The sequence below is a fragment of the Escherichia sp. MOD1-EC7003 genome (assembly GCF_002965065.1).
Lineage (GTDB): Bacteria > Pseudomonadota > Gammaproteobacteria > Enterobacterales > Enterobacteriaceae > Escherichia.
In genome coordinates this window covers 1-12,883 of the sequence record NZ_PTRE01000123.1, presented here as the reverse complement: position 1 = coordinate 12,883, position 12,883 = coordinate 1, and the positions used below count along the sequence as shown (strand labels likewise).

The window sequence follows — 12,883 nt, the reverse complement described above, 5'->3', positions numbered from 1 at the left end:
CGCAATCCGTGAAGGCGGCCGTACCGTTGGCGCGGGCGTTGTAGCAAAAGTTCTGGGCTAATTGCTGATAACATTTGACGCAATGTGCACTAAAAGGGCATCATTTGATGCCCTTTTTGCACGCTTTCGTACCAGAACCTGGCTCATCAGTGATTTTCTTTGTCATAATCATTGCTGAGACAGGCTCTGTTGAGGGCGTATAATCCGAAAAGCTAATACGCGTTTCGATTTGGTTTGCCTCGCGATCGCGGGGTGAAAATGTTTGTAGAATACTTCTGACAGGTTGGTTTATGAGTGCGAATACCGAAGCTCAAGGAAGCGGGCGCGGCCTGGAAGCGATGAAGTGGGGCGTTGTGGTGGCATTGCTCCTGGTGGCGATTGTCGGCAACTACCTTTATCGCGACATTATGTTGCCGCTGCGTGCGCTGGCCGTAGTAATTCTGATTGCTGCAGCGGGCGGTGTCGCGCTGTTAACGACAAAGGGTAAAGCAACCGTTGCTTTTGCCCGTGAAGCGCGTACCGAAGTCCGTAAGGTCATTTGGCCGACTCGCCAGGAAACATTGCACACCACGCTGATTGTGGCTGCGGTTACCGCAGTAATGTCACTGATCCTGTGGGGACTGGATGGTATTCTGGTTCGCCTGGTATCCTTTATCACTGGCCTGAGGTTCTGAGATGTCTGAAGCTCCTAAAAAGCGCTGGTACGTCGTTCAGGCGTTTTCCGGTTTTGAAGGCCGCGTAGCAACGTCGCTGCGTGAGCATATCAAATTACATAACATGGAAGATTTGTTTGGTGAAGTCATGGTACCAACCGAAGAAGTGGTTGAAATCCGTGGCGGTCAGCGTCGCAAAAGCGAACGCAAATTCTTCCCTGGCTACGTCCTCGTTCAGATGGTGATGAACGACGCGAGCTGGCACCTGGTGCGCAGCGTACCGCGTGTGATGGGCTTCATTGGCGGTACTTCCGATCGTCCTGCGCCAATCAGCGATAAAGAAGTTGATGCGATTATGAACCGCCTGCAGCAGGTTGGTGATAAGCCGCGTCCGAAAACGCTGTTTGAACCGGGTGAAATGGTTCGTGTTAATGATGGTCCGTTCGCTGACTTCAATGGTGTCGTTGAAGAGGTGGATTACGAGAAGTCTCGTCTGAAAGTGTCTGTTTCTATCTTCGGTCGTGCGACCCCGGTAGAGCTGGACTTCAGCCAGGTTGAAAAAGCCTAACCCAGCGATCAAAAAAGCGGCGATTTAATCGTTGCACAAGGCGCGAGATTGGAATACAATTTCGCGCCTTTTGTTTTTATGGGCCTTGCCCGTAAAACGATTTTTTATATCACGGGGAGCCTCTCAGAGGCGTTATTACCCAACTTGAGGAATTTATAATGGCTAAGAAAGTACAAGCCTATGTCAAGCTGCAGGTTGCAGCTGGTATGGCTAACCCGAGTCCACCAGTAGGTCCGGCTCTGGGTCAGCAGGGCGTAAACATCATGGAATTCTGCAAAGCGTTCAACGCAAAAACTGATTCCATCGAAAAAGGTCTGCCGATTCCGGTAGTAATCACCGTTTACGCTGACCGTTCTTTCACTTTCGTTACCAAGACTCCGCCGGCAGCAGTTCTGCTGAAAAAAGCGGCTGGTATCAAGTCTGGTTCCGGTAAGCCGAACAAAGACAAAGTGGGTAAAATTTCCCGCGCTCAGCTGCAGGAAATCGCGCAGACCAAAGCTGCCGACATGACTGGTGCCGACATTGAAGCGATGACTCGCTCCATCGAAGGTACTGCACGTTCCATGGGCCTGGTAGTGGAGGACTAAGAAATGGCTAAACTGACCAAGCGCATGCGTGTTATCCGCGAGAAAGTTGATGCAACCAAACAGTACGACATCAACGAAGCTATCGCTCTGCTGAAAGAGCTGGCGACTGCTAAATTCGTAGAAAGCGTGGACGTAGCTGTTAACCTCGGCATCGACGCTCGTAAATCTGACCAGAACGTACGTGGTGCAACTGTACTGCCGCACGGTACTGGCCGTTCCGTTCGCGTAGCTGTATTTACCCAGGGTGCAAATGCTGAAGCTGCTAAAGCTGCAGGTGCTGAACTGGTAGGTATGGAAGATCTGGCTGACCAGATCAAGAAAGGCGAAATGAACTTTGACGTTGTTATTGCTTCTCCGGATGCAATGCGCGTTGTTGGCCAGCTGGGCCAGGTTCTGGGGCCGCGCGGCCTGATGCCAAACCCGAAAGTGGGTACTGTAACGCCGAACGTTGCTGAAGCGGTTAAAAACGCTAAAGCAGGCCAGATTCGTTACCGTAACGACAAAAACGGCATCATCCACACCACCATCGGTAAAGTGGACTTTGACGCTGACAAACTGAAAGAAAACCTGGAAGCTCTGCTGGTTGCGCTGAAAAAAGCAAAACCGACTCAGGCAAAAGGCGTGTACATCAAGAAAGTTAGCATCTCCACCACCATGGGTGCAGGTGTTGCAGTTGACCAGGCTGGCCTGAGCGCTTCTGTAAACTAATGCCTTTACGTGGGCGGTGATTTTGTCTACAATCTTACCCCCACGTATAATGCTTAATGCAGACGTATATCCGAGATATTCGGGTTGTGGCAAGGCGGCAACTGAGTGAATCGCCAGGAGCATAGCTAACTATGTGACTGGTGCGAACGAAGGAAGCCAACGCCGCCACAAGCTGAATAGCGACGGATAGAAAAGATTTGTTCGTTGGAGCCTGGCCTATCCAGGCCTCCGTCGAAGACCGCAGGAGTTTCGCAAGAAACTTAATCCCCTGCGTAGACGGTGACAGAACGCTAAGATTATTCTTTTATATTCTGGCTTGTTTCTGCTCACCGTAATTAAGACGCTCTCTCTGTTTGGAGGAGTGAAGTGAGTTCCAGAGATTTTCTCTGGCAAACATCCAGGAGCAAAGCTAATGGCTTTAAATCTTCAAGACAAACAAGCGATTGTTGCTGAAGTCAGCGAAGTAGCCAAAGGCGCGCTGTCTGCAGTAGTTGCGGATTCCCGTGGCGTAACTGTAGATAAAATGACCGAACTGCGTAAAGCAGGTCGCGAAGCTGGCGTATACATGCGTGTTGTTCGTAACACCCTGCTGCGCCGTGCTGTTGAAGGTACTCCGTTCGAGTGCCTGAAAGACGCGTTTGTTGGTCCGACCCTGATTGCATACTCTATGGAACACCCGGGCGCAGCTGCTCGTCTGTTCAAAGAGTTCGCGAAAGCGAATGCAAAATTTGAGGTCAAAGCCGCTGCCTTTGAAGGTGAGCTGATCCCGGCGTCTCAGATCGACCGCCTGGCAACTCTGCCGACCTACGAAGAAGCAATTGCACGCCTGATGGCAACCATGAAAGAAGCTTCGGCTGGCAAACTGGTTCGTACTCTGGCTGCTGTACGCGATGCAAAAGAAGCTGCTTAATCGCAGTTATCTTTTTAACGCATTCGCTTACGTATAAACTTATTCTGATATTCAGGAACAATTTAAATGTCTATCACTAAAGATCAAATCATTGAAGCAGTTGCAGCTATGTCTGTAATGGACGTTGTAGAACTGATCTCTGCAATGGAAGAAAAATTCGGTGTTTCCGCTGCTGCTGCTGTCGCTGTAGCTGCTGGCCCGGTTGAAGCTGCTGAAGAAAAAACTGAATTCGACGTAATTCTGAAAGCTGCTGGCGCTAACAAAGTTGCTGTTATCAAAGCAGTACGTGGCGCAACTGGCCTGGGTCTGAAAGAAGCTAAAGACCTGGTAGAATCTGCACCGGCTGCTCTGAAAGAAGGCGTGAGCAAAGACGACGCAGAAGCACTGAAAAAAGCTCTGGAAGAAGCTGGCGCTGAAGTTGAAGTTAAATAAGCCAACCCTTCCGGTTGCAGCCTGAGAAATCAGGCTGATGGCTGGTGACTTTTTAGTCACCAGCCTTTTTGCGCTGTAAGGCGCCAGTAGCGTTTCACACTGTTTGACTACTGCTGTGCCTTTCAATGCTTGTTTCTATCGACGACTTAATATACTGCGACAGGACGGCTGTTCTGTGTAAATCGCAATGAAATGGTTTAAGCGTGATAGCAACAGGCATTGCGGAAAGTGTTCCATTTTCCGGTCAACAAAATAGTGTTGCACAAACTGTCCGCTCAATGGACAGATGGGTCGACTTGTCAGCGAGCTGAGGAACCCTATGGTTTACTCCTATACCGAGAAAAAACGTATTCGTAAGGATTTTGGTAAACGTCCACAAGTTCTGGATGTACCTTATCTCCTTTCTATCCAGCTTGACTCGTTTCAGAAATTTATCGAGCAAGATCCTGAGGGGCAGTATGGCCTGGAAGCTGCTTTCCGTTCCGTATTCCCGATTCAGAGCTACAGCGGTAATTCCGAGCTGCAATACGTCAGCTACCGCCTTGGCGAACCGGTGTTTGACGTCCAGGAATGTCAAATCCGTGGCGTGACCTATTCCGCACCGCTGCGCGTTAAACTACGTCTGGTGATCTATGAGCGCGAAGCGCCGGAAGGCACCGTAAAAGACATTAAAGAACAAGAAGTCTACATGGGCGAAATTCCGCTCATGACGGACAACGGTACCTTTGTTATCAACGGTACTGAGCGTGTTATCGTTTCCCAGCTGCACCGTAGTCCGGGCGTCTTCTTTGACTCCGACAAAGGTAAAACCCACTCTTCGGGTAAAGTGCTGTATAACGCGCGCATCATCCCTTACCGTGGTTCCTGGCTGGACTTCGAATTCGATCCGAAGGACAACCTGTTCGTACGTATCGACCGTCGCCGTAAACTGCCTGCGACCATCATTCTGCGTGCCCTGAACTACACCACAGAGCAGATCCTCGACTTGTTCTTTGAAAAAGTTATCTTTGAAATCCGTGATAACAAGCTGCAGATGGAACTGGTGCCGGAACGCCTGCGTGGTGAAACCGCATCTTTCGACATCGAAGCTAACGGTAAAGTATACGTAGAAAAAGGCCGCCGTATCACTGCGCGCCACATTCGCCAGCTGGAAAAAGACGACGTCAAACTGATCGAAGTCCCGGTTGAGTACATCGCAGGTAAAGTGGTTGCTAAAGACTATATTGATGAGTCTACCGGCGAGCTGATCTGCGCAGCGAACATGGAGCTGAGCCTGGATCTGCTGGCTAAGCTGAGCCAGTCTGGTCACAAGCGTATCGAAACGCTGTTCACCAACGATCTGGATCACGGCCCATATATCTCTGAAACCTTACGTGTCGACCCAACTAACGACCGTCTGAGCGCACTGGTAGAAATCTACCGTATGATGCGCCCTGGCGAGCCGCCGACTCGTGAAGCAGCTGAAAGCCTGTTTGAGAACCTGTTCTTCTCCGAAGACCGCTATGACCTGTCTGCGGTTGGTCGTATGAAGTTCAACCGTTCTCTGCTGCGCGAAGAAATCGAAGGTTCCGGTATCCTGAGCAAAGACGACATCATTGATGTTATGAAAAAGCTCATCGATATCCGTAACGGTAAAGGCGAAGTCGATGATATCGACCACCTCGGCAACCGTCGTATCCGTTCCGTTGGCGAAATGGCGGAAAACCAGTTCCGCGTTGGCCTGGTACGTGTAGAGCGTGCGGTGAAAGAGCGTCTGTCTCTGGGCGATCTGGATACCCTGATGCCTCAGGATATGATCAACGCCAAGCCGATTTCCGCAGCAGTGAAAGAGTTCTTCGGTTCCAGCCAGCTGTCTCAGTTTATGGACCAGAACAACCCGCTGTCTGAGATTACGCACAAACGTCGTATCTCCGCACTCGGCCCAGGTGGTCTGACCCGTGAACGTGCTGGCTTTGAAGTTCGAGACGTACACCCGACGCACTACGGTCGCGTATGTCCAATCGAAACCCCTGAAGGTCCGAACATCGGTCTGATCAACTCCCTGTCCGTGTACGCACAGACTAACGAATACGGCTTCCTTGAGACTCCGTATCGTAAAGTGACCGACGGTGTTGTAACTGACGAAATTCACTACCTGTCTGCTATCGAAGAAGGCAACTACGTTATCGCCCAGGCGAACTCCAACCTGGATGAAGAAGGCCACTTCGTAGAAGATCTGGTAACTTGCCGTAGCAAAGGCGAATCCAGCTTGTTCAGCCGCGACCAGGTTGACTACATGGACGTATCCACCCAGCAGGTGGTATCCGTCGGTGCGTCCCTGATCCCGTTCCTTGAACACGATGACGCCAACCGTGCATTGATGGGTGCGAACATGCAACGTCAGGCCGTTCCGACTCTGCGCGCTGATAAGCCGCTGGTTGGTACGGGTATGGAACGTGCTGTTGCCGTTGACTCCGGTGTAACTGCGGTAGCTAAACGTGGTGGTGTCGTTCAGTACGTGGATGCTTCCCGTATCGTTATCAAAGTTAACGAAGACGAGATGTATCCGGGTGAAGCAGGTATCGACATCTACAACCTGACCAAATACACCCGTTCTAACCAGAACACCTGTATCAACCAGATGCCGTGTGTGTCTCTGGGGGAACCGGTAGAACGTGGCGACGTGCTGGCAGACGGTCCGTCCACCGACCTCGGTGAACTGGCCCTCGGTCAGAACATGCGCGTAGCGTTCATGCCGTGGAATGGTTACAACTTCGAAGACTCCATCCTCGTATCCGAGCGTGTTGTTCAGGAAGACCGTTTCACTACCATCCACATTCAGGAACTGGCGTGTGTGTCCCGTGACACCAAGCTGGGGCCAGAAGAGATCACCGCTGACATCCCGAACGTGGGTGAAGCTGCGCTCTCCAAACTGGATGAATCCGGTATCGTTTACATTGGTGCGGAAGTGACCGGTGGTGACATTCTGGTTGGTAAAGTAACGCCGAAAGGTGAAACTCAGCTGACGCCAGAAGAGAAACTGCTGCGTGCGATCTTCGGTGAGAAAGCGTCTGACGTTAAAGACTCTTCTCTGCGCGTACCAAACGGTGTCTCCGGTACGGTTATCGACGTTCAGGTCTTTACTCGCGATGGCGTAGAAAAAGACAAGCGTGCGCTGGAAATCGAAGAAATGCAGCTCAAACAGGCGAAGAAAGACCTGTCTGAAGAATTGCAGATCCTCGAAGCGGGTCTGTTCAGCCGTATCCGTGCTGTGCTGGTAGCCGGTGGCGTTGAAGCTGAGAAGCTCGACAAACTGCCGCGCGACCGCTGGCTGGAACTCGGCCTGACCGACGAAGAGAAACAAAATCAGCTGGAACAGCTGGCTGAGCAGTATGACGAACTGAAACACGAGTTCGAGAAGAAACTCGAAGCGAAACGCCGCAAAATCACCCAGGGCGACGATCTGGCACCGGGCGTGCTGAAAATCGTCAAGGTATATCTGGCGGTTAAACGCCGTATCCAGCCTGGTGACAAGATGGCAGGTCGTCACGGTAACAAGGGTGTAATTTCTAAGATCAACCCGATCGAAGATATGCCTTACGATGAAAACGGTACACCTGTAGACATCGTACTGAACCCGCTGGGCGTACCGTCTCGTATGAACATTGGTCAGATCCTCGAAACCCACCTGGGTATGGCTGCGAAAGGTATCGGCGACAAGATCAACGCCATGCTGAAACAGCAGCAAGAAGTCGCGAAACTGCGCGAATTCATCCAGCGTGCGTACGATCTGGGCGCTGACGTTCGTCAGAAAGTTGACCTGAGTACCTTCAGCGATGAAGAAGTTATGCGTCTGGCTGAAAACCTGCGCAAAGGTATGCCAATCGCAACGCCGGTGTTCGACGGTGCGAAAGAAGCAGAAATTAAAGAACTGCTGAAACTTGGCGACCTGCCGACTTCTGGTCAGATCCGCCTGTACGATGGTCGCACTGGTGAACAGTTCGAACGTCCGGTAACCGTTGGTTACATGTACATGCTGAAACTGAACCACCTGGTCGACGACAAGATGCACGCGCGTTCCACCGGTTCTTACAGCCTGGTTACTCAGCAGCCGCTGGGTGGTAAGGCGCAGTTCGGTGGTCAGCGCTTCGGGGAGATGGAAGTGTGGGCGCTGGAAGCATACGGCGCAGCATATACCCTGCAGGAAATGCTCACCGTTAAGTCTGATGACGTGAACGGTCGTACCAAGATGTATAAGAACATCGTGGACGGCAACCATCAGATGGAGCCGGGCATGCCAGAATCCTTCAACGTATTGTTGAAAGAGATTCGTTCGCTGGGTATCAACATCGAACTGGAAGACGAGTAATTCTCGCTCAAACAGGTCACTGCTGTCGGGGTAAAACCCGGCAGCGGATTGTGCTAACTCCGACGGGAGCAAATCCGTGAAAGATTTATTAAAGTTTCTGAAAGCGCAGACTAAAACCGAAGAGTTTGATGCGATCAAAATTGCTCTGGCTTCGCCAGACATGATCCGTTCATGGTCTTTCGGTGAAGTTAAAAAGCCGGAAACCATCAACTACCGTACGTTCAAACCAGAGCGTGACGGCCTTTTCTGCGCCCGTATCTTTGGGCCGGTAAAAGATTACGAGTGCCTGTGCGGTAAGTACAAGCGCCTGAAACACCGTGGCGTCATCTGTGAGAAGTGCGGCGTTGAAGTGACCCAGACTAAAGTACGCCGTGAGCGTATGGGCCACATCGAACTGGCTTCCCCGACTGCGCACATCTGGTTCCTGAAATCACTGCCGTCCCGTATCGGCCTGCTGCTCGATATGCCGCTGCGCGATATCGAACGCGTACTGTACTTCGAATCCTATGTGGTTATCGAAGGCGGTATGACCAACCTGGAACGCCAGCAGATCCTGACTGAAGAGCAGTATCTGGACGCGCTGGAAGAGTTCGGTGACGAATTCGACGCGAAAATGGGTGCGGAAGCAATCCAGGCTCTGCTGAAGAGCATGGATCTGGAGCAAGAGTGCGAACAGCTGCGTGAAGAGCTGAACGAAACCAACTCCGAAACCAAGCGTAAGAAGCTGACCAAGCGTATCAAACTGCTGGAAGCGTTCGTTCAGTCTGGTAACAAACCAGAGTGGATGATCCTGACCGTTCTGCCGGTATTGCCGCCAGATCTGCGTCCGCTGGTGCCGCTGGATGGTGGTCGTTTCGCGACTTCTGACCTGAACGATCTGTATCGTCGCGTCATTAACCGTAACAACCGTCTGAAACGTCTGCTGGATCTGGCCGCGCCGGACATCATCGTACGTAACGAAAAACGTATGCTGCAGGAAGCGGTAGACGCCCTGCTGGATAACGGTCGTCGCGGTCGTGCGATCACCGGTTCTAACAAGCGTCCTCTGAAATCTTTGGCCGACATGATCAAAGGTAAACAGGGTCGTTTCCGTCAGAACCTGCTCGGTAAGCGTGTTGACTACTCCGGTCGTTCTGTAATCACCGTAGGTCCATACCTGCGTCTGCATCAGTGCGGTCTGCCGAAGAAAATGGCGCTGGAGCTGTTCAAACCGTTCATCTACGGCAAGCTGGAACTGCGTGGCCTCGCCACCACCATCAAAGCCGCTAAGAAAATGGTTGAGCGCGAAGAAGCTGTCGTTTGGGATATCCTGGACGAAGTTATCCGCGAACACCCGGTCCTGCTGAACCGTGCACCGACTCTACACCGTCTGGGTATCCAGGCATTTGAACCGGTACTGATCGAAGGTAAAGCTATCCAGCTGCACCCGCTGGTTTGTGCGGCCTATAACGCCGACTTCGATGGTGACCAGATGGCTGTTCACGTACCGCTGACGCTGGAAGCCCAGCTGGAAGCGCGTGCGCTGATGATGTCTACCAACAACATCCTGTCCCCGGCGAACGGCGAACCAATCATCGTTCCGTCTCAGGACGTTGTACTGGGTCTGTACTACATGACCCGTGACTGTGTTAACGCCAAAGGCGAAGGCATGGTGCTGACTGGCCCGAAAGAAGCAGAACGTCTGTATCGTTCTGGTCTGGCTTCTCTGCATGCGCGCGTTAAAGTGCGTATCACCGAGTATGAAAAAGATGCTAACGGTGAATTAGTGGCGAAAACCAGCCTGAAAGACACGACTGTTGGCCGTGCCATTCTGTGGATGATTGTACCGAAAGGTCTGCCTTACTCCATCGTCAACCAGGCGCTGGGTAAAAAAGCAATCTCCAAAATGCTGAACACCTGTTACCGCATTCTCGGTCTGAAACCGACCGTTATTTTTGCGGACCAGATCATGTATACCGGCTTTGCATATGCAGCGCGTTCTGGCGCATCTGTTGGTATCGATGACATGGTCATCCCGGAGAAGAAACATGAAATCATCTCCGAAGCAGAAGCAGAAGTTGCTGAAATTCAGGAGCAGTTCCAGTCTGGTCTGGTAACTGCGGGCGAACGCTACAACAAAGTTATCGATATCTGGGCTGCGGCGAACGATCGTGTATCCAAAGCGATGATGGATAACCTGCAAACTGAAACCGTGATTAACCGTGACGGTCAGGAAGAGAAGCAGGTTTCCTTCAACAGCATCTACATGATGGCCGACTCCGGTGCGCGTGGTTCTGCGGCACAGATTCGTCAGCTTGCTGGTATGCGTGGTCTGATGGCGAAGCCGGATGGCTCCATCATCGAAACGCCAATCACCGCGAACTTCCGTGAAGGTCTGAACGTACTCCAGTACTTCATCTCCACCCACGGTGCGCGTAAAGGTCTGGCGGATACCGCACTGAAAACGGCGAACTCCGGTTATCTGACGCGTCGTCTGGTTGACGTGGCGCAGGACCTGGTGGTTACCGAAGACGATTGTGGTACCCATGAAGGTATCATGATGACGCCGGTTATCGAGGGTGGTGATGTTAAAGAGCCGCTGCGCGATCGCGTTCTGGGTCGTGTGACCGCTGAAGACGTTCTGAAGCCGGGTACTGCTGATATCCTCGTTCCGCGCAACACGCTGCTGCACGAACAGTGGTGTGACCTGCTGGAAGAGAACTCTGTCGATGCGGTTAAAGTACGTTCTGTTGTATCTTGTGACACCGACTTTGGTGTATGTGCGCATTGCTACGGTCGTGACCTGGCGCGTGGCCACATCATCAACAAAGGTGAAGCAATTGGTGTTATCGCGGCACAGTCCATCGGTGAACCGGGTACACAGCTGACCATGCGTACGTTCCACATCGGTGGTGCGGCATCTCGTGCGGCTGCTGAATCCAGCATCCAGGTGAAAAACAAAGGTAGCATCAAGCTCAGCAACGTGAAGTCGGTTGTGAACTCCAGCGGTAAACTGGTTATCACTTCCCGTAACACCGAACTGAAACTGATCGACGAATTCGGTCGTACTAAAGAAAGCTACAAAGTACCTTACGGTGCGGTACTGGCGAAAGGCGATGGCGAACAGGTTGCTGGCGGCGAAACCGTTGCAAACTGGGATCCGCATACCATGCCAGTTATCACCGAAGTAAGCGGTTTTGTACGCTTTACTGACATGATCGACGGCCAGACCATTACGCGTCAGACCGACGAGTTGACCGGTCTGTCTTCGCTGGTGGTTCTGGATTCCGCAGAACGTACCGCAGGTGGTAAAGATCTGCGTCCGGCACTGAAAATCGTTGATGCTCAGGGTAACGACGTTCTGATCCCAGGTACCGATATGCCTGCGCAGTACTTCCTGCCGGGTAAAGCGATTGTTCAGCTGGAAGATGGCGTACAGATCAGCTCCGGTGACACCCTGGCGCGTATTCCGCAGGAATCCGGCGGTACCAAGGATATCACCGGTGGTCTGCCGCGCGTTGCGGACCTGTTCGAAGCACGTCGTCCGAAAGAGCCGGCAATCCTAGCTGAAATCAGCGGTATCGTTTCCTTCGGTAAAGAAACCAAAGGTAAACGTCGTCTGGTTATCACCCCGGTAGACGGTAGCGATCCGTACGAAGAGATGATTCCGAAATGGCGTCAGCTCAACGTGTTCGAAGGTGAACGTGTAGAACGTGGTGACGTAATTTCCGACGGTCCGGAAGCGCCGCACGACATTCTGCGTCTGCGTGGTGTTCATGCTGTGACTCGTTACATCGTTAACGAAGTACAGGACGTATACCGTCTGCAGGGCGTTAAGATTAACGATAAACACATCGAAGTTATCGTTCGTCAGATGCTGCGTAAAGCTACCATCGTTAACGCGGGCAGCTCCGACTTCCTGGAAGGCGAACAGGTTGAATACTCTCGCGTCAAGATCGCAAACCGCGAACTGGAAGCGAACGGCAAAGTGGGTGCAACTTACTCCCGCGATCTGCTGGGTATCACCAAAGCGTCTCTGGCAACCGAGTCCTTCATCTCCGCGGCATCGTTCCAGGAGACCACTCGCGTGCTGACCGAAGCAGCCGTTGCGGGCAAACGTGACGAACTGCGCGGCCTGAAAGAGAACGTTATCGTGGGTCGTCTGATCCCGGCGGGTACCGGTTACGCGTACCACCAGGATCGTATGCGTCGCCGTGCTGCGGGTGAAGCTCCGGCTGCACCGCAGGTGACTGCAGAAGACGCATCTGCCAGCCTGGCAGAACTGCTGAACGCAGGTCTGGGCGGTTCTGATAACGAGTAATAGCTCTTCTTAAGAAATAAGCCAGTCAGAGATCATACTGACTGGCTTTTTTTTTCACTCCGTTTACGATTGAAAGCGCTTTCTCACGCATTTTTCGAGTTTCTTCTTTCACTATAATATTCCCCACTCGCCAGCCCTATCCCATTGAATAAAATTACCTTTCCAAAAAAAATTCCCGTTTGTTTTTGTTTTCGTGATGGTAGTGTGAAAGGATTCATGGAATCAGAAAATTACAAAAGATATAAACGTTACGTGAGGTGAAATCATGTTTGGAAAAGAAAGACAACGTCAAATATTGGCATATTTGAATAAACATGGTAAGCGGCTCGTCAGAACCGTATTGATATTTACTGAGAGCTCAGATCAACTTTCCAGGG

General features: G+C 51.8%; 8 protein-coding genes. All 8 read left to right on the top strand.

The genetic code is table 11. The features are described 5' to 3' along the window. Positions 1-290: 290 nt before the first annotated feature. The 8 genes from secE to rpoC all read left to right on the top strand — a co-directional run bounded on the left by secE (position 291) and on the right by rpoC (position 12,506). On the top strand, positions 291-674 hold the full coding sequence (gene secE / locus A7090_RS19550; RefSeq protein WP_001275690.1) for a preprotein translocase subunit SecE: 384 nt from the start codon (positions 291-293) through the stop codon (positions 672-674). Position 675: 1 nt separating this feature from the next. Then, the gene (gene nusG / locus A7090_RS19545) at positions 676-1,221 is read left to right on the top strand and encodes a transcription termination/antitermination protein NusG (protein ID WP_001287516.1); all 546 of its coding nucleotides are present in this window, start codon (positions 676-678) and stop codon (positions 1,219-1,221) included. A 158-nt stretch (positions 1,222-1,379) separates the two neighbouring features. Next, a complete protein-coding gene (rplK, locus tag A7090_RS19540; RefSeq protein WP_001085926.1) occupies positions 1,380-1,808 on the top strand; it encodes a 50S ribosomal protein L11 in 429 nt (142 codons plus the stop codon). Positions 1,809-1,811: 3 nt separating this feature from the next. Further along, positions 1,812-2,516, top strand: a complete 705-nt coding sequence (gene rplA / locus A7090_RS19535) for a 50S ribosomal protein L1 (protein WP_001096680.1) — start codon at positions 1,812-1,814, stop codon at positions 2,514-2,516. A 412-nt stretch (positions 2,517-2,928) separates the two neighbouring features. Further along, positions 2,929-3,426, top strand: a complete 498-nt coding sequence (rplJ, locus tag A7090_RS19525) for a 50S ribosomal protein L10 (protein WP_001207201.1) — start codon at positions 2,929-2,931, stop codon at positions 3,424-3,426. 66 nt (positions 3,427-3,492) lie between these two features. Further along, positions 3,493-3,858, top strand: a complete 366-nt coding sequence (gene rplL / locus A7090_RS19520) for a 50S ribosomal protein L7/L12 (RefSeq protein ID WP_000028878.1) — start codon at positions 3,493-3,495, stop codon at positions 3,856-3,858. A gap of 319 nt (positions 3,859-4,177) precedes the next feature. Further along, a complete protein-coding gene (gene rpoB, locus A7090_RS19515; protein WP_000263098.1) occupies positions 4,178-8,206 on the top strand; it encodes a DNA-directed RNA polymerase subunit beta in 4,029 nt (1,342 codons plus the stop codon). A gap of 76 nt (positions 8,207-8,282) precedes the next feature. Further along, complete coding sequence (gene rpoC, locus A7090_RS19510) at positions 8,283-12,506, top strand: DNA-directed RNA polymerase subunit beta' (RefSeq protein WP_000653944.1); 4,224 nt, start codon at positions 8,283-8,285, stop codon at positions 12,504-12,506. The last annotated feature ends 377 nt before the right edge of the window (positions 12,507-12,883 follow it).

Bases quoted from the DNA above. Each gene is read 5' to 3' on its own strand.
- secE (WP_001275690.1), top strand. From the start codon at position 291: ATGAGTGCGAATACCGAAGCTCAAGGAAGCGGGCGCGGCCTGGAAGCG.
- nusG (WP_001287516.1), top strand. From the start codon at position 676: ATGTCTGAAGCTCCTAAAAAGCGCTGGTACGTCGTTCAGGCGTTTTCC.
- rplK (WP_001085926.1), top strand. From the start codon at position 1,380: ATGGCTAAGAAAGTACAAGCCTATGTCAAGCTGCAGGTTGCAGCTGGT.
- rplA (WP_001096680.1), top strand. From the start codon at position 1,812: ATGGCTAAACTGACCAAGCGCATGCGTGTTATCCGCGAGAAAGTTGAT.
- rplJ (WP_001207201.1), top strand. From the start codon at position 2,929: ATGGCTTTAAATCTTCAAGACAAACAAGCGATTGTTGCTGAAGTCAGC.
- rplL (WP_000028878.1), top strand. From the start codon at position 3,493: ATGTCTATCACTAAAGATCAAATCATTGAAGCAGTTGCAGCTATGTCT.
- rpoB (WP_000263098.1), top strand. From the start codon at position 4,178: ATGGTTTACTCCTATACCGAGAAAAAACGTATTCGTAAGGATTTTGGT.